The organism is Salmonella sp. 32100201201700099SM (genome assembly GCF_017572645.1).
Classification (GTDB): domain Bacteria; phylum Pseudomonadota; class Gammaproteobacteria; order Enterobacterales; family Enterobacteriaceae; genus Salmonella; species Salmonella enterica.
On the sequence record NZ_JAGERQ010000013.1, the window covers coordinates 1 to 22,507 of the forward strand.

Consider the following 22,507-nt stretch of genomic DNA (forward strand, 5'->3'; position numbering starts at 1 on the left):
TATTCATTCATTCATAAAAAATAAAAAAGTTTGGTCTGACTCTTATAATTTAATTATTGTATGTGGTCGTACCGACTATGCAATGTCTCTCCAACAAATGGTCGTTGATCTGAAACTAACAGATAAAGTGACTTTTTTACATGAAGTCTCATTTAATGAATTAAAAGTTTTATATTCTAAAGCCTACGCGCTTGTTTATCCATCTATTGATGAGGGTTTTGGCATACCTCCTATTGAAGCGATGGCATCAAATACTCCAGTTATAGTGTCCGATATACCAGTATTTCATGAAGTGTTAACCAATGGTGCATTATATGTGAATCCGGATGATGAAAAAAGCTGGCAGAGTGCAATTGAAAATATAGAGCAGTTGCCTGATGCAATTTCCAGATTTAACAACTATGTCGCACGGTATGACTTTGATAATATGAAGCAGATGGTTGGCAATTGGTTGGCGGAATCAAAATAAATGAAAATAACATTAATTATTCCCACATATAATGCAGGGTCAATTTGGCCTAATGTTCTGGATGCGATTAAGCAGCAAACTATATATCCGGATAAATTGATCGTTATAGACTCAGGTTCTAAAGATGAAACGGTTCTGTTAGCCTCAGACCTGAAAAATATATCAATATTTAATATTGACTCTAAAGATTTTAATCATGGAGGAACCAGAAACTTAGCAGTTACAAAAACTCTGGACGCTGATGTTATAATTTTTCTAACACAAGATGCAATTCTCGCGGATTCGGATGCAATTAAAAATTTGGTTTATTATTTTTCAGATCCATTGATAGCAGCGGTTTGTGGTAGACAACTTCCTCATAAAGATGCTAATCCCCTTGCAGTGCATGCTAGGAATTTTAATTATAGCTCAAAATCTATTGTTAAAAGCAAGGCAGATATAGAAAAATTTGGTATTAAAACTGTATTTATGTCCAATTCTTTTGCTGCCTATCGCCGTTCCGTTTTTGAAGAGTTAAGTGGGTTTCCTGAACATACAATTCTTGCCGAGGATATGTTTATGGCGGCTAAGATGATTCAGGCGGGTTATAAGGTCGCCTACTGCGCTGAAGCGGTGGTAAGGCACTCCCATAATTATACCCCGCGAGAAGAGTTTCAACGATATTTTGATACTGGTGTATTTCATGCTTGTTCTCCGTGGATTCAGCGTGACTTAGGCGGAGCCGGAGGAGAGGGTTTCCGATTCGTAAAATCAGAGATTCAATTCCTGCTTAAAAATGCACCGTTCTGGATTCCAAGAGCTTTATTAACAACCTTTGCTAAATTCTTGGGTTACAAATTAGGCAAGCATTGGCAATCTTTACCGTTGTCTACATGTCGCTATTTTAGCATGTACAAGAGTTATTGGAATAATATCCAATATTCTTCGTCAAAAGAGATAAAATAAATGTCTTTTCTTCCCGTAATTATGGCTGGCGGCACAGGTAGCCGTTTATGGCCGCTTTCACGCGAATATCATCCGAAGCAGTTTTTAAGCGTTGAAGGTAAACTATCAATGCTGCAAAATACTATAAAGCGATTAGCTTCACTTTCTACAGAAGAACCCGTTGTCATTTGCAATGACAGACACCGTTTCTTAGTCGCTGAACAACTCCGTGAAATTGACAAGTTAGCAAATAATATTATTCTCGAACCAGTAGGCCGTAATACTGCACCAGCGATCGCTCTTGCCGCGTTTTGTGCGCTCCAGAATGCTGATAATGCTGATCCTCTTTTGTTGGTTCTTGCTGCAGATCATGTGATCCAGGATGAAATAGCGTTTACGAAAGCTGTCAGACATGCTGAAGAATACGCCGCAAATGGTAAGCTTGTAACTTTTGGTATTGTTCCAACGCATGCTGAAACGGGTTATGGATATATTCGTCGTGGTGAGTTGATAGGAAATGACGCTTATGCAGTGGCTGAATTTGTGGAGAAACCGGATATCGATACCGCCAGTGACTATTTCAAATCAGGGAAATATTACTGGAATAGCGGTATGTTTTTATTTCGTGCAAGCTCTTATTTAAACGAATTGAAGTACTTATCACCTGAAATTTACAAAGCTTGTGAAAAGGCGATAGGACATATAAATCCCGATCTTGATTTTATTCGTATTGATAAAGAAGAGTTTATGTCATGCCCGAGTGATTCTATCGATTATGCAGTTATGGAGCACACACAGCATGCCGTGGTGATACCAATGAGTGCTGGCTGGTCGGATGTGGGATCCTGGTCCTCACTTTGGGATATATCGAATAAAGATCATCAGAGAAATGTTTTAAAAGGAGATATCTTCGCACATGCTTGTAATGATAATTACATTTATTCCGAAGATATGTTTATAAGTGCGATTGGTGTAAGCAATCTTGTCATTGTTCAAACAACAGACGCTTTACTGGTGGCTAATAAAGATACAGTACAAGATGTTAAAAAAATTGTCGATTATTTAAAACGAAATGATAGGAACGAATATAAACAACATCAAGAAGTTTTCCGCCCTTGGGGAAAATATAATGTGATTGATAGCGGCAAAAATTACCTCGTCCGATGTATCACTGTTAAGCCGGGTGAGAAATTTGTGGCGCAGATGCATCACCACCGGGCTGAGCATTGGATAGTATTATCCGGGACTGCTCGTGTTACAAAGGGAGAGCAGATTTATATGGTTTCTGAAAATGAATCAACATTTATCCCTCCGGATACTATTCACGCGCTGGAAAATCCCGGAATGATCCCCCTGCAGTTAATTGAGATTCAATCAGGTACCTATCTTGGTGAGGATGATATTATTCGTTTAGAACAACGTTCTGGATTTTCGAAGGAGTGGACTAATGAACGTAGTTAATAATAGCCGTGATGTTATTCATTCATCAGGTATTGTGTTTGGAACGAGTGGGGCTCGCGGTCTTGTAAAAGATTTTACACCTCAGGTATGTGCTGCTTTTACGGTTTCATTTGTTGCCGTTATGCAGGAACATTTTTCCTTTGATACCGTAGCATTGGCAATAGATAATCGTCCAAGTAGTTATGGGATGGCTCAGGCGTGTGCTGCTGCATTGGCAGATAAAGGCGTTAACTGTATTTTTTATGGTGTGGTACCAACCCCGGCTTTGGCCTTTCAGTCTATGTCTGACAATATGCCTGCGATAATGGTTACGGGAAGTCATATTCCATTCGAGCGGAACGGCCTCAAGTTTTATCGTCCTGATGGTGAAATCACGAAACATGATGAGGCTGCGATCCTTAGTGTTGAAGATACGTGCAGCCATTTAGAGCTTAAAGAACTCATAGTTTCAGAAATGGCTGCTGTTAATTATATATCTCGTTATACATCTTTATTTTCTACTCCATTCCTGAAAAATAAGCGTATTGGTATTTACGAACATTCAAGCGCTGGGCGTGATCTTTATAAGCCTTTATTTATTGCATTGGGGGCTGAAGTCATTAGCTTGGGTAGAAGCGATAACTTTGTACCTATAGATACAGAGGCTGTAAGCAAAGAGGATCGGGAAAAAGCACGCTCATGGGCTAAAGAGTTCGATTTAGATGCCATATTCTCAACAGATGGGGATGGTGATCGTCCTCTTATTGCTGATGAGGCCGGTCAGTGGTTAAGAGGCGATATATTAGGTCTATTATGTTCACTTGCATTGGGGGCAGAAGCGGTCGCTATTCCTGTTAGTTGTAATAGCATAATTTCTTCTGGCCGCTTTTTTAAACATGTTAAACTTACGAAAATTGGCTCGCCTTATGTTATCGAAGCTTTTAATGAATTATCTCGGAGTTATAGTCGTATTGTCGGTTTTGAAGCCAATGGCGGTTTTTTATTAGGAAGCGATATCTGTATTAACGAGCAGAATCTTCATGCCTTACCAACTCGTGATGCTGTATTACCAGCAATAATGCTGCTTTACAAAAGTAGGAATACCAGCATTAGCGCTTTAGTCAATGAACTCCCAACTCGTTACACCCATTCTGACAGATTACAGGGAATTACGACTGATAAAAGTCAATCCTTAATTAGTATGGGCAGAGAAAATCTGAGCAACCTCTTAAGCTATATTGGTTTGGAGAATGAAGGTGCAATTTCTACAGATATGACAGATGGTATGCGAATTACCTTACGTGATGGATGTATTGTGCATTTGCGCGCCTCTGGTAATGCACCTGAGTTACGCTGCTATGCAGAAGCTAATTTATTAAATAGAGCTCAGGATCTTGTAAATACAACGCTTGCTAATATTAAAAAACGATGCTTGCCGTAAAAGAATTGAATGTTATTTACTTAATATGCCTATTTTATTTACATTATGCACGGTCAGAGGGTGAGGATTAAATGGATAATATTGATAATAAGTATAATCCACAGCTATGTAAAATTTTTTTGGCTATATCGGATTTGATTTTTTTTAATTTAGCCTTATGGCTTTCATTAGGATGTGTCTATTTTATTTTTGATCAAGTACAGCGATTTATTCCTCAAGACCAATTAGATACAAGAGTTATTACTCATTTTATTTTGTCAGTAGTATGTGTCGGTTGGTTTTGGATTCGTTTGCGACATTATACATACCGCAAGCCATTTTGGTATGAGTTAAAAGAAATTTTTCGTACGATAGTTATTTTTGCTATATTTGATTTGGCTCTGATAGCGTTTACAAAATGGCAGTTTTCACGCTATGTCTGGGTGTTTTGTTGGACTTTTGCCATAATCCTGGTGCCTTTTTTTCGCGCACTTACAAAGCATTTATTGAACAAGCTAGGTATCTGGAAGAAAAAAACTATCATCCTGGGGAGCGGACAGAATGCTCGTGGTGCATATTCTGCGCTGCAAAGTGAGGAGATGATGGGGTTTGATGTTATCGCTTTTTTTGATACGGATGCGTCAGATGCTGAAATAAATATGTTGCCGGTGATAAAGGACACTGGGACTATTTGGGATTTAAATCGTACAGGTGATGTCCATTATATCCTTGCTTATGAATACACCGAGTTGGAGAAAACACATTTTTGGCTACGTGAACTTTCAAAACATCATTGTCGTTCTGTTACTGTAGTCCCCTCGTTTAGAGGATTGCCATTATATAATACTGATATGTCTTTTATCTTTAGCCATGAAGTTATGTTATTAAGGATACAAAATAACTTGGCTAAAAGGTCGTCCCGTTTTCTCAAACGGACATTTGATATTGTTTGTTCAATAATAATTCTTATAATTGCATCACCACTTATGATTTATCTGTGGTATAAAGTTACTCGAGATGGTGGTCCGGCTATTTATGGTCACCAGCGAGTAGGTCGGCATGGAAAACTTTTTCCATGCTATAAATTTCGTTCTATGGTTATGAATTCTCAAGAGGTACTAAAAGAACTTTTGGCTAACGATCCTATTGCCAGGGCTGAATGGGAAAAAGATTTTAAACTGAAAAATGATCCTCGAATCACAGCTGTAGGTCGATTTATACGTAAAACTAGCCTTGATGAGTTGCCACAACTTTTTAATGTACTAAAAGGTGATATGAGCCTGGTTGGACCACGACCTATCGTTTCGGATGAACTGGAGCGTTATTGTGATGATGTTGATTATTATTTGATGGCAAAGCCGGGCATGACAGGTCTATGGCAAGTGAGTGGGCGTAATGATGTTGATTATGACACTCGTGTTTATTTTGATTCCTGGTATGTTAAAAACTGGACGCTTTGGAATGATATTGCCATTCTGTTTAAAACAGCGAAAGTTGTTTTGCGGCGAGATGGTGCGTATTAAGCTCACCGAGAAGTACTGAATAATAATTGTATAAAATAGCCTGCGTAAAATCTGAACGCATCAATCGCTACCTTAATATCATACCTTTGAGTTAACATACTATTCACCTTTAACCTGCCATGACCGTTTGTGGCAGGGTTTCCACACCTGACAGGAGTATGTAATGTCCAAGCAACAGATCGGCGTCGTCGGTATGGCAGTGATGGGGCGCAACCTCGCGCTCAACATCGAAAGCCGTGGTTATACCGTCTCCGTTTTCAACCGCTCCCGTGAAAAGACCGAAGAAGTGATTGCCGAGAATCCCGGCAAAAAGCTGGTGCCTTATTACACGGTGAAAGAGTTTGTTGAATCCCTCGAAACGCCTCGTCGTATCCTGTTAATGGTGAAAGCGGGCGCAGGTACTGATGCAGCTATCGATTCGCTGAAACCGTATCTGGAAAAAGGCGATATCATTATTGATGGCGGTAACACCTTCTTCCAGGACACAATCCGTCGCAATCGCGAGCTGTCTGCGGAAGGTTTTAACTTTATCGGTACCGGTGTTTCCGGTGGTGAAGAGGGCGCGCTGAAAGGGCCATCTATCATGCCTGGCGGTCAGAAAGATGCCTATGAACTGGTGGCGCCGATCCTGACGAAGATTGCTGCTGTGGCAGAAGATGGCGAACCGTGCGTGACCTATATCGGCGCCGATGGCGCGGGTCACTACGTTAAGATGGTCCACAATGGTATTGAATATGGCGATATGCAGCTTATCGCTGAAGCTTACTCCTTGCTGAAAGGCGGCCTGAATCTCAGCAATGAAGAGTTGGCGAACACTTTTACTGAGTGGAATAACGGCGAGCTGAGCAGTTATCTGATCGACATCACTAAAGACATCTTCACTAAAAAAGATGAAGACGGTAATTACTTGGTAGATGTTATTCTTGATGAAGCCGCCAACAAAGGGACCGGTAAATGGACCAGCCAGAGCGCGCTGGATCTGGGCGAACCGCTGTCGCTGATTACCGAATCCGTCTTTGCGCGTTACATCTCTTCGCTGAAAGCGCAACGTGTTGCCGCATCTAAAGTGCTCTCCGGGCCGAAAGCGCAGCCGGCGGGCGACAAAGCGGAATTTATCGAGAAAGTGCGTCGCGCGCTGTATCTTGGCAAGATCGTCTCCTATGCGCAGGGCTTCTCGCAGCTACGCGCCGCGTCTGATGAATATCACTGGGAGCTTAACTACGGCGAGATTGCTAAGATTTTCCGTGCGGGCTGTATCATTCGCGCTCAGTTCCTGCAGAAGATCACCGATGCTTACGCAGAAAACGCCGGTATCGCTAACTTGCTGTTAGCGCCTTACTTCAAGAAAATTGCTGATGAGTACCAGCAGGCGCTGCGTGATGTTGTGGCTTACGCGGTGCAGAATGGCATTCCGGTGCCGACATTCTCTGCGGCAGTGGCCTACTATGACAGCTATCGCGCCGCAGTACTGCCAGCTAACTTAATTCAGGCGCAGCGTGACTACTTTGGTGCGCACACCTATAAACGTACTGATAAAGAAGGCATTTTCCATACCGAGTGGTTGGAATAATTTCTGCAAGCTTGTTTAAGCCCGGTTTAATACCGGGCTTTTTTTTATCTCTATTCTTATTGATTTATCGCTTTTGCTTAATATTAACTTAATAATCTGTGTTTATCGTAATGAAGATAATCTGAATTGTTTTCGTCTGCGTTGCACTTTATATACTCAGGCGTTAAAACTTTAATATCTTATCAGGATGCGAAATACATCATGATTCATAATTAAGTTAATTCTGAGAGCGAATAATGAAAATCACGATATCCGGGACGGGTTATGTTGGCTTGTCTAATGGTTTGCTTATTGCACAACACCATGATGTGGTGGCGTTAGACATTGTTCCTGCCCGTGTTGAACTGTTAAATGATCGGATATCTCCGATTGTTGATAAAGAAATTCAGCAATTTTTAAAGGAAGATAACATCAGATTCAGGGCAACGCTGGATAAGTTTGATGCATACCAGAATGCAGATTACGTTATCATTGCTACGCCTACAGATTACGATCCAAAAACCAACTATTTTAATACGTTCAGTGTAGAATCGGTCATTCAGGATGTGATCAGCATCAACCCCGCAGCCGTGATGATTATTAAGTCTACGGTGCCGGTTGGCTTTACGGCGGCAATGCGTCAGAAGTTTACGACAGAAAATATCATTTTCTCTCCGGAATTTTTACGTGAAGGTAAAGCCCTTTACGATAACCTTTATCCCTCCCGTATCGTGATTGGGGAACAGTCTGAGCGCGCCCGAGAATTTGCCGCATTACTCCAGGAAGGCGCTATTAAACAGGAGATTCCGACGCTGTTTACGGACTCCACTGAAGCGGAAGCCATTAAACTTTTCGCCAATACTTACCTCGCCATGCGAGTCGCTTATTTTAATGAATTAGACAGTTATGCTGAAACGTTAGGATTAAATACCCGACAAATTATTGAAGGGGTGTGCCTCGACCCGCGTATTGGCAATCATTACAATAATCCCTCTTTTGGTTATGGCGGATATTGTTTGCCAAAAGATACCAAACAGTTGCTGGCTAATTATCAGTCAGTGCCTAATAATATTATCTCCGCTATCGTTGAAGCAAACCGTACGCGTAAAGATTTTATTGCCGATTCTATCCTTGCCAGAAAGCCTAAAGTGGTGGGCATTTATCGCCTGATTATGAAGAGTGGCTCCGATAACTTCCGCGCCTCATCGATTCAGGGGATTATGAAACGTATTAAAGCGAAAGGCGTAGAGGTCATCATCTATGAGCCGGTAATGCAAGAAGAAACTTTCTTTAACTCACGTCTTGAACGTGATTTGCACTGCTTTAAACAGCAGGCGGATGTCATTATTTCCAATCGGATGGCGGCAGAGCTTTTGGATGTCGCTGAAAAAGTGTATACCCGCGATCTTTTCGGTAGTGATTAATAAGGCAATCGGGGCTGATGAGTCCCAATGATTTATTGACCAAATGGAAATAATGTCTGATTTTTATCATTAATCCTATGGCATATATTTTCTTTATGACTACACTGTCTCCAGCTTCATCCTTTTTTTAGTTAGGGTATCTATGACAGTGGATAGTAATGCATCTTCCGGGCGTGGGAACGATCCGGAACAGATTGATTTGATTGAGTTATTGCTACAGTTATGGCGTGGGAAGATGACCATTATTGTAGCCGTTATTATCGCCATTTTGCTGGCCGTAGGCTACCTGATGATAGCCAAAGAAAAATGGACATCCACGGCGATTATTACCCAACCTGATGCCGCGCAGGTTGCCACCTATACCAACGCGCTCAACGTCTTGTATGGCGGGAATGCCCCCAAAATCTCTGAAGTGCAGGCGAATTTTATAAGCTGCTTTAGTTCTGCGTTTTCCGCATTATCGGAAGCGCTGGATAATCAGAAAGAGCGGGAAAAGCTCACCATTGAACAGTCGGTAAAGGGGCAGACGCTGCCGCTCTCGGTTTCTTATGTGAGCACTACCGCTGAAGGGGCGCAGCGTCGGCTGGCGGAATATATCCAACAGGTGGATGAAAAGGTCGCTAAGGAACTGGAAGTTGACCTGAAAGATAACATCACGCTGCAAACCAAAATGTTGCAGGAGTCCCTTGAGACGCAGGAAGTTGTGGCGCAGGAGCAAAAAGATCTGCGTATTAAGCAAATCGAAGAAGCGTTGCGCTATGCGGATGAGGCCAAAATCACGCAGCCGCAGATTCAGCAAACCCAGGATGTTACCCAGGACACGATGTTCCTGTTGGGGAGCGATGCTCTAAAATCGATGATACAGAACGAAGCGACGCGTCCACTGGTCTTTTCTCCGGCCTATTACCAGACGAAGCAGACACTGCTGGACATTAAAAATCTGAAAGTGACTGCCGATACGGTGCACGTCTATCGTTATGTGATGAAGCCGACGCTGCCGGTCCGTCGCGATAGCCCGAAAACAGCCATTACCCTCGTGCTGGCTGTGTTGCTGGGCGGGATGATCGGCGCCGGGATTGTGCTGGGGCGCAATGCGCTACGTAGCTATAAGCCAAAAGCCTTGTAAGCTTCTTTGCCGGATGGTGGTCGGCTTCGAAAGGTAAAATTTCTCATTAAAAAACCGGGCATTGCCCGGTTTTTTTACGCTTATTGATGACGCTTACGAAGATTGTCGATCACGGTGGTGAGGTTGAGATCCTGATCCTGCAACAGCACCAGCAGGTGGTACATCAAATCAGACGCTTCATTGGTTAATTCAAAACGATCATTGACGGTGGCCGCCAGCGCGGTTTCTACACCTTCTTCGCCAACTTTTTGCGCAATACGTTTGGTACCGCTGGCGTACAGTTTCGCCGTGTAAGAGCTGGCCGGATCGGCGGTTTTGCGCTCTGCCAGTAGCTGCTCCAGTTGATACAGGAATAACCACTGATGGCTGGCGTCGCCAAAGCAGCTGCTGGTACCTTTGTGGCAGGTCGGCCCGACAGGGTTTGCCAGCACCAGCAGTGTATCGTTGTCGCAATCTGGCGCAATGCTGACGACATTCAGCACATGGCCTGAGGTTTCGCCTTTGGTCCATAAACGCTGTTTCGTGCGTGAGAAGAACGTGACATGGCCGGATTCAATGGTTTTGTCCAGCGCTTGTGGGTTCATATAGCCCAGCATCAATACTTCGCCGGATACCGCATGTTGCACGATGGCTGGCATCAGGCCATCGGTTTTTTCCCAGTCCAGCTCGCGGCGTTGTTGCTCTGTTAACATATCCTGATCTCCACGCCCTGGCCTGCCAGGTACGCTTTTAATTCGCCAATATTGATGATTTGCTTGTGAAAAACGGAGGCGGCAAGCGCGCCGTCGACATCGGCATCACGGAATGCCTCAAGAAAGTGTTCCATCGTGCCCGCGCCGCCGGAGGCGATCAGCGGCACGCGGCAAACGTCACGGACTTTTTTCAACTGCGTCAGATCATAACCGTTACGCACGCCGTCCTGGTTCATCATATTCAGGACGATTTCCCCCGCGCCGCGCTGTTGTACCTCTTGCACCCAGTCCAGCGTCTCCCACTGCGTCACGCGGGTACGGTTTTCATCGCCGGTATACTGGTTAACATGATATTTCCCCGTGGCGTCGTCAAACCAGGTATCAATCCCGACGACAATGCACTGCACGCCAAAACGGTCAGCCAGACGGGTAATCAGCGTTGGGTCAGCCAGTGCAGGGGAGTTGATAGAGATCTTATCCGCCCCGAAAGAGAGAATTTTGGCGGCGTCGTCAATTGACCGGATACCGCCCGCTACACAAAACGGAATGTCGATCACCTCGGCAACGCGCGCCACCCAGCTTTTATCGACTACGCGGCCATCGCTGGAGGCGGTAATGTCATAGAACACCAGTTCGTCCGCGCCTTCATCGGCATAGCGTTTGGCCAGCGGAACGATATCGCCAATGATCTCATGGTTGCGAAACTGTACGCCTTTCACCACCTGACCATCACGAACATCCAGACACGGAATTATACGTTTTGCCAGCATTGGATGGCCTCCTTAACGGTAAATTTCCCTTCCAGCAGAGCGCGTCCGACAATCACGCCGCGCACGCCGGTGCCGCGCAGGGCGGCAATATCATCGATATCGCCAATACCGCCGGAGGATTGAAAGGCGATCTGCGGATATCTGGCGCATACCTCTTCGTACAGCGAAACGTTAGAGCCCGCCAGCGTGCCGTCGCGAGAAATATCGGTACACAGTACATGTTTCAGGCCGACGGGGAGATAGGTCTCCACCAGTTGTTCCAGCGAGACGCCGGAATTTTCCTGCCAGCCGCTAACCGCCACCTGCTTGTTGCCGTGTTCGTCTATGCGAACGTCCAGCGCCAGCACCAGCGCCTGCGCGCCAAAACGTTCAAACCAGCCTTTCACCACGTCAGGAGATTTCACCGCCGTTGAACCGATGACCACACGGGCAACGCCAGCTTTCAGTAATGCCGCAACGTCTTCTTCGGTACGCACGCCGCCGCCGACCTGAACAGGCACGTTCACGCCCGCGACCAGAGTTTTAATCAGCGGTATCTGTCGCTTAGCCGGATCTTTAGCGCCGGTCAGATCTACCAGATGCAGCACCCCGGCGCCCTGGGCGGCGTAATCCTGCAAACGGGGTAGGGGATCGTTACCGTAATCCCGCTGCCGGGCGTAGTCGCCCTGGTGGAGACGCACCACGGTGCCGTCAATTAAATCTAATGCCGGAATAATCATTACATCTCCAGGAAGTTTTTCAGCAACTGTGCGCCCGCCGCGCCCGAACGTTCCGGATGGAACTGTACGCCGAAGAAATTATCTTTCTGTACCGCCGCGGTAAACGGCTCGCCGTAATTGCACTGGGCGATAGTCCACGGGTTGACCGGCATCGCGTAGCTGTGCACAAAGTAAAAATAGGCGCCATCTTCAATGCCCTGAAACAGCCGGTTGCCCGCCTGCGGATACACGCGATTCCAGCCCATGTGCGGCAGCGGCAGACCAAAGTCGGTCATTTTCGGCACGTCTTGCTCGATAATGTTCAGCAGATCCACGCCGCGCGTCTCTTCGCTGCGACGACCCAGCAGTTGCATCCCTAAGCAGATACCCAGTACCGGCTGAGTACACGCTTTAATTAAGTCGATCAGTTCACGTTCGCGCAGTTGATCCATAGCGGCCTGCGCCGTGCCGACGCCAGGCAGAAAGAGTTTGTCAGCGCGTAATACGATTTCCGCTTCGCGGCTGACCACCGGGGTGTAACCGTGGCGCGCCACGGCGGATTTTACCGAGCTTAAATTGGCGCAGCCGGTGTCAAGGATGACGACGTTCATCACAGCACTCCTTTCGAGGACGGTAATGTATCGCCCTCCACGCGAATAGCCTGGCGTAGCGTACGACCAAAGGCTTTAAACAAACTTTCGACACGGTGGTGATCGTTCTTACCCTTAGTCTTGAGATGCAGAGTGACGCCCATCGTGTAAGAGAGTGAGCGGAAAAAGTGTTCAATCATCTCTGTGCTCAAATCGCCCACACGCTGGTAGGTAAATTCAGCTTTATATTCCAGATGCGGACGACCGGAAATATCCAGCGCGCAGCGCGCCAGACATTCATCCATCGGCAGGACAAAGCCAAAACGACAGATACCGCGCTTGTCGCCGAGTGCCAGTTTTAATGCCTCACCGAGCGCCAGTCCGGTATCTTCTACCGTGTGGTGATCGTCGATATAGAGATCGCCCTTAACGGTAATCTCCATGCGAAAGCCGCCGTGGGTGGCGATTTGATCGAGCATATGGTCAAAGAAGCCGACGCCGGTATTAATCTTGCTGTTGCCTTCGCGATCCAGCCAGACGCTGACATCAATCTGTGTCTCTTTGGTGTTACGGACCACATGCGCATAACGATCGCGTTTCGTTAGCTGTTCGCCAATCATCGTCCAGTTCAGCGTTTCACGGTGATAGCGTAAACCAGTAATGCCCATGTTATCAGCGAGCTGGATATCGGTCGCACGATCGCCAATCACATAGCTGTTGGCGCTATCCATCGCTTGTTCCGCAAGATAACGCTCCACCAGCTTCACTTTGGGCTTGCGGCAGTCGCAGTCGTCTGCGGGCAGGTGAGGGCAGATCAGCACCTCATCAAAGCATACGCCCTGAGAGGTGAAAATCTGCATCATCAGGTTGTGCGGTCCGTCGAAGTCCGCCTGCGGGAAGCTTTGCGTGCCAAGTCCATCCTGGTTAGTGATCATCACCAGCTTAAAACCGGCTTTTTGCAGCTTCAGCAATACAGGAATCACCTCTGGCTCAAAGGCCAGTTTATCAAAGCGGTCTACCTGAAAATCGCTCGGCGGTTCGGAAATCAAGGTTCCGTCCCGGTCGATGAAAAGATACTTCTGACTCATACTGGCTCCGCACGTAAGGCGTCAATGACGCGCTGGTTTTCCTGGCGGGTGCCGACCGTAATCCGCAGGCAGCCGCTTAAAGAAGGTTGTTTATTCTGATCGCGTAAGATAATGCCCTGATCCCATAAGGATTTAAACACGCTGCTGGAGGCGGTAAACCGCGCCAGAATATAGTTGGTTTCAGAGTCAAAGACGTGTTCTACGCAGGCGGTCTGTTGCAGGGCATTCACCAGATACTGACGTTCCTGCACTGTCTGCGCCACGCGATCGCGCATTGCGTTTATTCCCTGCGGACTCAGCGCCTGGGCGGCGATATCCGCCACTGGCGTAGAAAGCGGATAAGGGGCGATCACTTTTAACAGCAGGTTGATCACCTCTTCATTAGCCAGCGTAAAGCCGCAGCGCAGACCCGCCAGCGCAAAAGCTTTCGACAATGTGCGCAGGATAACCAGATGAGGATATTCAACCAGCCAGCCTGTCAGCGTGGCCTGCGGGCAAAACTCAATATAAGCTTCGTCGGCGACGACTATCGCTTTACCGCGTGTCAACTCCAGCAGCGTGCGTAGATCCTGCGGGTTGATAAGTTGCCCGGTGGGGTTATTGGGGCTACAAACGAATGCCACTTTTGTGCCGTCAAGGTTGTCGGAAATCCCCTGTAGATCCAGCTGCCAGTTTTCAAGCGCGGGAACCGTCCGGCGCTCTACGCCAATGGTTTCGGCGCTGACGCTGTACATACCGTAAGTGGGCGGACAGTAGAGAATGGCGTCTTTCCCCGGTTCGCAGAAGGCGCGGATCACCAGTTCGATCCCTTCATCCGCGCCGCGGCTGACCAGCACCTGCTCCGGCTTTACGCCAGCATATTGCGCGTAGTTTTCAATCACAGCCTTTGGCTGGCATTCCGGGTAGCGGTTAAGCGTTTGTTGGGTGAGCTGAAACTCCACCGCTGTCGGGAATTCATTCGCGTTTAGCCAGACATCGCCGTTACCGCCCAGACGGCGGGCGGACTGATACGGTACCAGGTTGCGGATATTTTCACGGGCTAAGTCAGCGACGCTGAGAGTGTTTTCAGTGCTCATGCTTGCTCCTTGAGGGCGTTTACGCGCAGGGTCACGGCATTTTTATGGGCGGTCAGACGTTCTGCCGCCGCCAATGTTTCAATGGTTGATGCCAGAGCGGAAAAGCCCGCTTTCGACAGTTCCTGAACGGTCATCCGTTTCTGGAAATCCGCTAACCCAAGGCTGGAACAGGTAGCAGTATAGCCATAGGTCGGTAAAACATGGTTGGTTCCGGAAGCGTAATCACCGGCGGATTCCGGCGACCAGTCGCCGAGAAATACCGAGCCTGCGCTGGTAATCGCATCCACCAAATCGCGCGCATTGCGCGTCTGGATAATTAAGTGTTCCGGCCCATACTGATTAGAGATGGCGACGCACTGCGCTAAATCTTTGGTCACAATCAGACGACTGGCGCTCAGGGCCTGCCGGGCGGTGTCCGCGCGCGGCAGTTCCGCCAGTTGACGTTCTACCGCCTCCGCCACCTTGCGGGCAATGTCAGCATCCGGCGTCAGCAGGATCACCTGGGAATCCGGGCCGTGCTCAGCCTGGGAGAGCAGGTCAGAAGCGACGAAATCCGGTGTTGCGCCGCTGTCGGCGATCACCAGCACTTCAGACGGCCCGGCTGGCATATCGATAGCCGCGCCGTCGAGACGCTGGCTGACCTGACGCTTGGCTTCGGTTACAAAGGCGTTGCCGGGGCCAAAAATTTTATCCACTTTCGGTACGGACTCGCTGCCGAAGGCCAGAGCGGCAATCGCCTGCGCGCCGCCGACGTTAAAGATTTCCTGCACGCCACACAGTTGCGCCGCATAGAGGATTTCATCAGCGATGGGTGGCGGCGAGCACAGAACCACCTTCTGGCATCCCGCAATGCGCGCCGGCGTCGCCAGCATCAGCACCGTTGAGAAGAGCGGAGCCGAGCCGCCGGGAATATACAGACCGACAGACGCGACGGGACGCGTAACCTGCTGGCAACGCACGCCTGGCTGGGTTTCCACATCTACAGGCGGTAGCGTCTGCGCGGAATGGAACGTTTCAATATTTTTGACGGCAGCGGCCATCGCCTGTTTTAATTCGTCGCTCAGACGCGCGCCGGCGGCGGCGATCTCTTCAGGGGTGACGCGTAGCGCTGTCACTTCTGTTTTATCAAATTTAGCGCTGTATTCACGCAGGACATCGTCACCGCGCGTTTTTACATTATACAGAATATCGCTGACCGTCCGGGTAATACTGTCAGAGGCGGAAATCGCCGGACGCGTCAGCAGCGCACGCTGCTGTTCAGGGCTACAGCTGTTCCAGTCAATCAGGGTATTGAAGCTCATGGTCTTTACTCCATCACAGGGTTCCGCCTTATCCGGCCTACTGAACCCAAAATATCAACGCATTACGTAGGCCTGATAAGCGCAGCGCCATCAGGCGTCAGATCACTCCATCATCTTCTCGATCGGCAGTACCAGAATCGAGCTGGCGCCAAGCGCTTTCAGTTTCTCCATGGTTTCCCAGAACAACGTTTCGCTGCTGACCATGTGCATCGCCACGCGCTGTTGCTCGCCTGCCAGCGGCAGAATTGTCGGCCTTTCGGCGCCTGGCAGCAGGGCGATAACCTCTTCCAGTCGTTCACTTGGCGCGTGCATCATGATGTATTTCGATTCGCGCGCCTGAATCACGCCCTGAATACGGGTCAGCAATTTATCGATCAGCTGTTGCTTGCTCTGTGCCATCTCACCGTCGCGCTGAATCAGACAGGCTTTAGAGCGGTAGATAACTTCGACTTCACGCAGGCCGTTAGCTTCAAGCGTCGCGCCGGTAGAGACCAAATCGCAGATAGCGTCGGCCAGCCCCGCGCGCGGCGCGACTTCGACAGAACCATTTAACAGACACGATTTAAAAGAGACGCCTTTCTGGTCGAGGTAGCGTTTGAGGAGGTGCGGATAAGAGGTAGCGATACGTTTACCGTCCAGCGCGGCCGGGCCGTCCCAGGCTTCGTCAACCGGCGTTGCCAGCGATAAACGGCAGCCGCCGAAGTCAAGACGGCGCAGGGTTAAATAGCGTGGATCTTCGCCCTGCGCGCGGCGGTTGAGTAGCTCTTCTTCCAGCACGTTTTCGCCGATAATACCGAGATCGACCACGCCATCCATCACCAGACCCGGAATGTCATCATCACGCACGCGCAGGATATCAATCGGCATGTTTTCCGCCATCGCAATCAGGCGCTGAGTGTGTAAATTAATTTTTATGCCGCAGCGGGCCAGCAATTCTCGTGAATCATCGCTTAAACGGCCTGATTTCTGAATAGCTATGCGTAAGCGGGTGTTGTCTAACATTCTGCGTTCCTCTTTATCCTGTCTGAACCGGTCTGTATCGCGCGCCAAAAAAAAGCCCCCGGAAGATGATCTTCCGGGGGCTTTCTCATGCGTTCATGCACCACTGGAAGATCTGAATGTCTTCCAGCACACATCGCCTGAAAGACTAGTCAGGATGATGGTGATGATGGTGATGTTTAAATTGAACGCGTGTCATAAAAATTCCGATGAATGCTTATTCATTTGATACCTTTTAACCTAAACCACTTTTACGCCTTAAAGCAAGCGCTTTTTTCATTTCGCATTTATAGTATGAATTGTCAGTCACGGCGGGCTGACGTAGCCTTATGTATAAGGCGTTAAAGTCAGGAGAAAATGGATGAAAAAGGTCGCAATTGTCGGTTTAGGTTGGTTAGGCATGCCGCTGGCAATGTCGCTGGCAGCGAGAGGCTGGCAGGTTACCGGCAGCAAAACCACCCTTGATGGGGTGGAAGCGGCCCGTATGAGTGGAATTGAAAGCTATCCGCTGCGTCTGGAGCCGGAGCTGGTCTGTGAGGCGGACGATCTTGACGCTCTGCTGGATGTCGATGCGCTGGTGATAACACTGCCCGCGCGCCGTAGCGGTCCGGGAGAGGATTTTTATCTGCAGGCGATGCAGGAGCTGGTCGACAGTGCGCTGGCTTATCGTATCCCGCGTATTATTTTTACCAGTTCGACGTCTGTTTACGGCGATGCGCAAGGCGTGGTGAAAGAGAATACGCCGCGTAATCCGGTCACGGCCAGCGGGCGTACCCTGAAGGAACTGGAAGATTGGCTGCATAATCTGCCGGGCACGTCAGTGGATATTCTGCGGCTGGCGGGGTTGGTCGGGCCTGGGCGCCATCCCGGACGTTTCTTTGCCGGAAAAACCGCGCCGGATGGTCAACACGGGGTCAATCTGGTGCATCTTGAAGACGTGGTTGGCGCAATTACCCTTTTGCTACAGGCGCCAAAAGGGGGGCACATCTATAATATATGTGCGCCGGCGCATCCAGCCCGCAACGTGTTTTATCCGCAAATGACGCGCTTGCTGGGAATGGCGCCGCCGCATTTTCGTGACGCACCGGACAACGGCAAAGGGAAGATTATCGACGGTAGCCGGATTTGTAATGAGCTGGGATTTGAATATCAATATCCCGATCCGTTGGTGATGCCGATGGAGTGAGTCGCTGTCCAGCAGGTGGTCGCCATATAGCGCAAGGGGACGAGTATGAAACCACTGCTGGACGTTCTGATTATTCTTGATGCGTTAGAAAAAGAAGGCAGCTTCGCGGCGGCGTCGGCAAAATTATTTAAAACGCCGTCCGCCCTCAGTTATACCGTTCATAAGCTGGAAAACGATCTTAATATCCAACTGCTCGACCGTAGCGGGCATCGCGCGCGATTTACGCGAACCGGTAAGATGCTACTGGAAAAAGGCCGTGAAGTGTTGCACACCGTTCGCGAGCTGGAAAAGCAGGCGATTAAACTGCATGAAGGCTGGGAGAACGAACTGGTCATCGGTGTGGATGATACCTTTCCCTTTTTTCTTCTGGCCCCGCTTATCGACGCTTTTTATCAACGCCACAGCGTGACGCGCCTTAAATTTGTCAATGGCGTTCTCGGCGGTTCATGGGAGACGCTGACGCAGGGAAGGGCGGATATTATTGTTGGCGCCATGCGCGCGCCGCCGCCTGACACCGGCTTTGGCTTTGCAAGACTGGGCGATCTTGAACTGGTGTTTGCTGTCGCCCCGCATCATCCGCTGGTTCATGAAGAGGAACCGCTTAGCCGCCAGACGATCAAACGTTTTCGCGCGATTGTGGTTGGCGATAGCGTCCATTCCTCGCGATCAATAGGGTCTGAACTGCTCGACGCTCAGGAAGCGATTACCGTGTTTGATTTTAAAACCAAGCTGGAGCTGCAAATTAGCGGCCTGGGATGCAGCTATTTACCGCGTTATCTGGCGCAGCGATTTTTGGAAAGCGGTGCGCTTATAGAGAAGAAAGTTGTGGCGCAAATCGTCTATGAACCGGTGTGGGTTGGCTGGAATGAACAGACCGCCGGGCTGGCCAGCGGCTGGTGGCGGGATGAAATTTTAGCAAATAATGCTATTGCTGGGGTGTATGCAAAATCGCCGGTTTAAAAATCAATCGCTTATGAAAAATAATTTTTTGAACGCGCTCGCATTCTCTTGTCATTTCACTTCAATTTAGGGCAGAATACGCCGCTTGCAAAAAATGACACTAACCGACGTTTTAATACGCGTCGGTTATTTTTTTGCTTCAAACACATCATTCAATACCAAGAGGCCGGGCTTCGTACCGGATAGATACTTACTTAAAAATCGACAGTTGTTGTCGCTGAGGAATCCAGAAAATGGGGCAATTTTTTGCTTACGCGACGGCATTCGCCGTAAAGGAGAATGACCATGTCGCATAACGTTACTCCAAACACCTCTCGCGTGGAATTACGTAAAACGCTTACGTTAGTTCCGGTTGTAATGATGGGTCTTGCCTATATGCAGCCGATGACGCTGTTCGATACATTTGGTATCGTTTCAGGCCTCACTGACGGTCACGTACCGACGGCGTATGCATTCGCGTTAATCGCGATTCTGTTTACGGCGTTGAGCTACGGGAAACTGGTGCGTCGCTATCCTTCCGCGGGTTCGGCGTACACCTATGCCCAGAAATCCATCAGCCCGACCGTTGGCTTTATGGTGGGTTGGTCTTCTCTGCTCGATTATCTGTTCGCGCCGATGATCAACATTCTGTTGGCGAAAATTTATTTTGAAGCGCTGGTGCCCTCCATTCCCTCATGGGTGTTCGTCGTGGCGCTGGTGGCCTTTATGACGGCCTTTAACCTGCGCAGCCTCAAATCGGTCGCTAACTTCAACACTGTGATTGTGGTGCTACAGGTGGTGCTGATTGCGGTCATTCTGGGCATGGTGGTTTATGGCGTATTTGAAGGCGAAGGCGCCGGTACGCTGGCGAGCACCCGTCCGTTCTGGTCCGGCGATGCGCACGTTATCCCGATGATTACGGGAGCGACGATCCTGTGCTTCTCCTTTACCGGCTTTGACGGCATCAGTAACCTGTCGGAAGAGACCAAAGATGCTGAGCGCGTGATCCCGCGTGCGATTTTCCTGACCGCGCTGATTGGCGGCCTAATCTTCATCTTTGCAACCTATTTCCTGCAATTGTACTTCCCGGATATCTCTCGCTTTAAAGATCCGGATGCGTCTCAGCCGGAAATCATGCTGTACGTGGCGGGTAAAACCTTCCAGGTGGGCGCGCTGATCTTCTCTACTATCACCGTACTGGCTTCCGGTATGGCGGCGCATGCAGGCGTAGCGCGCCTGATGTACGTAATGGGGCGCGACGGCGTATTCCCGAAAAGCTTCTTCGGTTACGTTCATCCGAAATGGCGTACGCCAGCGATGAACATCATCCTGGTCGGGGCGATCGCGCTGCTGGCGATTAATTTTGACCTGGTGATGGCGACGGCGCTGATTAACTTTGGCGCGCTGGTCGCGTTTACCTTCGTTAACCTGTCGGTGATTTCGCAGTTCTGGATCCGTGAGAAGCGTAATAAGACGTTGAAGGATCACTTCCAGTATCTGTTCCTGCCCATGTGCGGCGCGCTCACGGTTGGCGCGTTGTGGGTTAACCTGGAAGAAAGCTCAATGGTACTGGGCCTGATCTGGGCGGGTATCGGGCTGATTTATCTGGCGTGCGTAACTAAAAGCTTCCGCAACCCGGTTCCACAGTACGAAGACGTCGCGTAATCGCGCGTATTATCGGCAATAGTAAAACCGGAGGCAGTGCCTCCGGTTTTTTGTCTGCCATCCAGCACGTTTACCGGATGGCGGCGTCACTATTTATCCGCTCTGGATTAACAATGCCCGTCAGGCATTGGTCAATTACACAATCTCAGTTGCGTACTGCCACAGTGATTTCAGCAGCCCCAGCTTCGTTTTATCTTCCGCATACTGCTGAGAAAGCATCTGCAATTCATTGGCATACTGTTGTAAAAACTCTGGCGTCAGTACCTGACGGCGATGCTCCAGCCAGCGCTGCTGCTCTGCGTCATCCAGCGTACCGGGAAAATTGCGTGCGCGGTAATTAAACAGCAGCTTCTCAATGCGCTTATCGACAAAGGTAATGTCCAGCGCGGGCAGGTTACGCGGCTCGGTTTCGAGTACGATTTTCATGGCTGCGCGATCGGCATCGCTGAAAAAACCATCATAGAGCTGGGCATCAACGTTATCCGAGGTGGCAAAAGGTTCGGCTTCGGCGAAAATCGCCACCACTTTGTCGCGGACCTGCGGGTTTTCACGCAGCACTTTCAGGTTATCCAGGCAATGCTGGCGGTTAATTCCCAGCCGGTCGGCATCCTCCGGGCGCAAGGTATTCGCCTGCGCCAGTACCGGACATTTATTGATATGCACCAGCTTTACCGGCACTGCGGCGTGATCGCCAAGATCGGCTTTGGCCGTATAAAGCCGCTCGCGAAGGGTGTCGCTGTCCAGCTCAAGAAGAGGAGAAATATCGCCTGCTAAATCGACCATGATCACCGCGTTACGGTTTTCAGGATGCCACGCCAGCGGCGCGACCCAGCTTGTATTACCGCGCCACGCGCCAAACATGCCGGAGACATGCACCAGCGGCTTCATTTGCGGAACGTCAATCAGCGCCGCCAGTTTATGTTTACTGCGGTGGCTATAAAGATAATCAAACAGTCGCGGCTGGCGTGTTTTCACCAGTTGCGCCATCGCAATAGTGGCGTAGACATCCGCCATCGCATCATGCGCGTTGCTGTGTTCGATCCCGTTCGCCTGGGTTAAATGTTCCAGACGAAAGCTGGGCAGGCCGTCGTCGTTTTCCGGCCAGTTAATTCCCTCCGGGCGCAGCGCATAACAGGCGCGCATGACATCCAATAGATCCCAACGTGAATTATCATGCTGCCAGCTCCAGGCGTAGGGATCGTAAAAGTTGCGATAAAAAATATTGCGCGTGACTTCATCATCAAAACGTACATTGTTGTAGCCCACAACGCAGGTTTTAGGAACGGTAAACAGCGCATGAATGCGTCTGGCGAAAGCGGCTTCGTTTTCTCCTTTCTCACGCGCTTCCTGCGGCGTGATGCCGGTAATCAGCACTGCGCCGGGCTGCGGTAGATAATCATCGGCGGGTTTGCAATAAAACACCTCCGGCTCGCCAATAACGTTGAAGTCGTTATCCGTACGGAGCGCGGCGAATTGCGCAGGTCTGTCGAGGGCCGGATGCGTACCGAAGGTTTCGTAATCGTGGAAGAGGAATGTGCTCTGTATGCTGTCGTTTTTAACTGTCACTTGATGTACACGCCTGATGTTATCTGTATATGAAATATTTTATTCTTTTATTTTGTCGTTGA

22 protein-coding genes and 1 other annotated feature are annotated in these 22,507 nt (G+C 49.0%); of the genes, 12 read left to right on the forward strand and 10 right to left on the reverse strand.

The window, feature by feature from the left end:
- The 8 genes from J4685_RS18750 to wzzB all read left to right on the forward strand — a co-directional run.
- A partial coding sequence (locus J4685_RS18750) for a glycosyltransferase (protein WP_208202754.1) occupies window positions 1-469 on the forward strand: 469 nt, incomplete at its 5' end.
- Window positions 470-1,414 carry an O antigen biosynthesis rhamnosyltransferase RfbN gene (gene rfbN, locus J4685_RS18755; RefSeq protein WP_000705147.1) on the forward strand — a complete coding sequence of 315 codons (945 nt, stop codon included), beginning with the start codon at window positions 470-472 and terminating at the stop codon, window positions 1,412-1,414.
- Entirely contained in the window at window positions 1,415-2,854 is a 1,440-nt protein-coding gene (locus tag J4685_RS18760; protein WP_011233010.1) for a mannose-1-phosphate guanylyltransferase/mannose-6-phosphate isomerase, read from the forward strand.
- The gene (rfbK, locus tag J4685_RS18765; RefSeq protein ID WP_001103639.1) at window positions 2,841-4,274 is read left to right on the forward strand and encodes an O-antigen biosynthesis phosphomannomutase RfbK; all 1,434 of its coding nucleotides are present in this window, start codon (window positions 2,841-2,843) and stop codon (window positions 4,272-4,274) included. Before J4685_RS18760 ends, rfbK begins: the two co-directional genes overlap by 14 nt.
- A gap of 71 nt (window positions 4,275-4,345) precedes the next feature.
- Window positions 4,346-5,776 carry an undecaprenyl-phosphate galactose phosphotransferase gene (locus J4685_RS18770; RefSeq protein WP_000368708.1) on the forward strand — a complete coding sequence of 477 codons (1,431 nt, stop codon included), beginning with the start codon at window positions 4,346-4,348 and terminating at the stop codon, window positions 5,774-5,776.
- A 163-nt stretch (window positions 5,777-5,939) separates the two neighbouring features.
- The gene (gene gndA / locus J4685_RS18775; protein WP_000043534.1) at window positions 5,940-7,346 is read left to right on the forward strand and encodes an NADP-dependent phosphogluconate dehydrogenase; all 1,407 of its coding nucleotides are present in this window, start codon (window positions 5,940-5,942) and stop codon (window positions 7,344-7,346) included.
- A 236-nt stretch (window positions 7,347-7,582) separates the two neighbouring features.
- Window positions 7,583-8,749 (forward strand): UDP-glucose 6-dehydrogenase, encoded by a 1,167-nt coding sequence (ugd, locus tag J4685_RS18780; RefSeq protein ID WP_000704816.1) that lies wholly within the window; start codon window positions 7,583-7,585, stop codon window positions 8,747-8,749.
- A gap of 142 nt (window positions 8,750-8,891) precedes the next feature.
- The gene (gene wzzB / locus J4685_RS18785; RefSeq protein ID WP_000215242.1) at window positions 8,892-9,875 is read left to right on the forward strand and encodes an LPS O-antigen chain length determinant protein WzzB; all 984 of its coding nucleotides are present in this window, start codon (window positions 8,892-8,894) and stop codon (window positions 9,873-9,875) included.
- Between the two features lie 80 nt (window positions 9,876-9,955).
- Here the strand turns inward: wzzB and hisIE are convergent, their stop codons facing one another.
- The 9 genes from hisIE to hisL all read right to left on the reverse strand — a co-directional run bounded on the left by hisIE (window position 9,956) and on the right by hisL (window position 17,288).
- A complete protein-coding gene (gene hisIE / locus J4685_RS18790; RefSeq protein ID WP_000954846.1) occupies window positions 9,956-10,567 on the reverse strand; it encodes a bifunctional phosphoribosyl-AMP cyclohydrolase/phosphoribosyl-ATP diphosphatase HisIE in 612 nt (203 codons plus the stop codon).
- Window positions 10,561-11,337: an imidazole glycerol phosphate synthase subunit HisF gene (gene hisF, locus J4685_RS18795; protein ID WP_000880125.1), complete on the reverse strand. Its 777-nt coding sequence runs from the start codon at window positions 11,335-11,337 to the stop codon at window positions 10,561-10,563. The genes hisIE and hisF overlap by 7 nt, the downstream gene beginning before the upstream one ends.
- Window positions 11,319-12,056, reverse strand: coding sequence for a 1-(5-phosphoribosyl)-5-[(5-phosphoribosylamino)methylideneamino]imidazole-4-carboxamide isomerase (gene hisA, locus J4685_RS18800; RefSeq protein ID WP_000586406.1), 738 nt, complete (start codon window positions 12,054-12,056; stop codon window positions 11,319-11,321). Before hisA ends, hisF begins: the two co-directional genes overlap by 19 nt.
- Window positions 12,056-12,646 (reverse strand): imidazole glycerol phosphate synthase subunit HisH, encoded by a 591-nt coding sequence (gene hisH / locus J4685_RS18805; RefSeq protein WP_001103591.1) that lies wholly within the window; start codon window positions 12,644-12,646, stop codon window positions 12,056-12,058. Before hisH ends, hisA begins: the two co-directional genes overlap by 1 nt.
- Window positions 12,646-13,713, reverse strand: coding sequence for a bifunctional histidinol-phosphatase/imidazoleglycerol-phosphate dehydratase HisB (gene hisB / locus J4685_RS18810; RefSeq protein ID WP_000080044.1), 1,068 nt, complete (start codon window positions 13,711-13,713; stop codon window positions 12,646-12,648). The genes hisH and hisB overlap by 1 nt, the downstream gene beginning before the upstream one ends.
- Window positions 13,710-14,789: a histidinol-phosphate transaminase gene (gene hisC, locus J4685_RS18815; protein ID WP_000102699.1), complete on the reverse strand. Its 1,080-nt coding sequence runs from the start codon at window positions 14,787-14,789 to the stop codon at window positions 13,710-13,712. The genes hisB and hisC overlap by 4 nt, the downstream gene beginning before the upstream one ends.
- Window positions 14,786-16,090, reverse strand: a complete 1,305-nt coding sequence (gene hisD / locus J4685_RS18820; RefSeq protein ID WP_000009630.1) for a histidinol dehydrogenase — start codon at window positions 16,088-16,090, stop codon at window positions 14,786-14,788. Before hisD ends, hisC begins: the two co-directional genes overlap by 4 nt.
- 102 nt (window positions 16,091-16,192) lie before the next feature.
- Window positions 16,193-17,092: an ATP phosphoribosyltransferase gene (gene hisG / locus J4685_RS18825; RefSeq protein WP_000886604.1), complete on the reverse strand. Its 900-nt coding sequence runs from the start codon at window positions 17,090-17,092 to the stop codon at window positions 16,193-16,195.
- A gap of 46 nt (window positions 17,093-17,138) precedes the next feature.
- Window positions 17,139-17,262: a sequence feature (His leader region), on the reverse strand.
- On the reverse strand, window positions 17,238-17,288 hold the full coding sequence (gene hisL, locus J4685_RS18830; protein WP_001364200.1) for a his operon leader peptide: 51 nt from the start codon (window positions 17,286-17,288) through the stop codon (window positions 17,238-17,240). (Overlaps the previous feature by 25 nt.)
- 162 nt (window positions 17,289-17,450) lie before the next feature.
- Here hisL and J4685_RS18835 point away from each other — a divergent pair, with 162 nt between their 5' ends.
- The 4 genes from J4685_RS18835 (at window position 17,451) to plaP (ending at window position 20,879) form a co-directional block, all read left to right on the forward strand.
- Window positions 17,451-18,275 carry an SDR family oxidoreductase gene (locus J4685_RS18835; protein ID WP_000754712.1) on the forward strand — a complete coding sequence of 275 codons (825 nt, stop codon included), beginning with the start codon at window positions 17,451-17,453 and terminating at the stop codon, window positions 18,273-18,275.
- A 45-nt stretch (window positions 18,276-18,320) separates the two neighbouring features.
- Complete coding sequence (locus J4685_RS18840) at window positions 18,321-19,235, forward strand: LysR family transcriptional regulator (RefSeq protein ID WP_000803312.1); 915 nt, start codon at window positions 18,321-18,323, stop codon at window positions 19,233-19,235.
- A 233-nt stretch (window positions 19,236-19,468) separates the two neighbouring features.
- Window positions 19,469-19,531, forward strand: coding sequence for a membrane protein YoeI (yoeI, locus tag J4685_RS18845; protein WP_096335044.1), 63 nt, complete (start codon window positions 19,469-19,471; stop codon window positions 19,529-19,531).
- Window positions 19,521-20,879 (forward strand): putrescine/proton symporter PlaP, encoded by a 1,359-nt coding sequence (gene plaP, locus J4685_RS18850; RefSeq protein WP_001519005.1) that lies wholly within the window; start codon window positions 19,521-19,523, stop codon window positions 20,877-20,879. Before yoeI ends, plaP begins: the two co-directional genes overlap by 11 nt.
- A 135-nt stretch (window positions 20,880-21,014) precedes the next feature.
- Here the strand turns inward: plaP and sbcB are convergent, their stop codons facing one another.
- Window positions 21,015-22,445, reverse strand: a complete 1,431-nt coding sequence (gene sbcB / locus J4685_RS18855; protein WP_000216700.1) for an exodeoxyribonuclease I — start codon at window positions 22,443-22,445, stop codon at window positions 21,015-21,017.
- Window positions 22,446-22,507 lie beyond the last annotated feature (62 nt).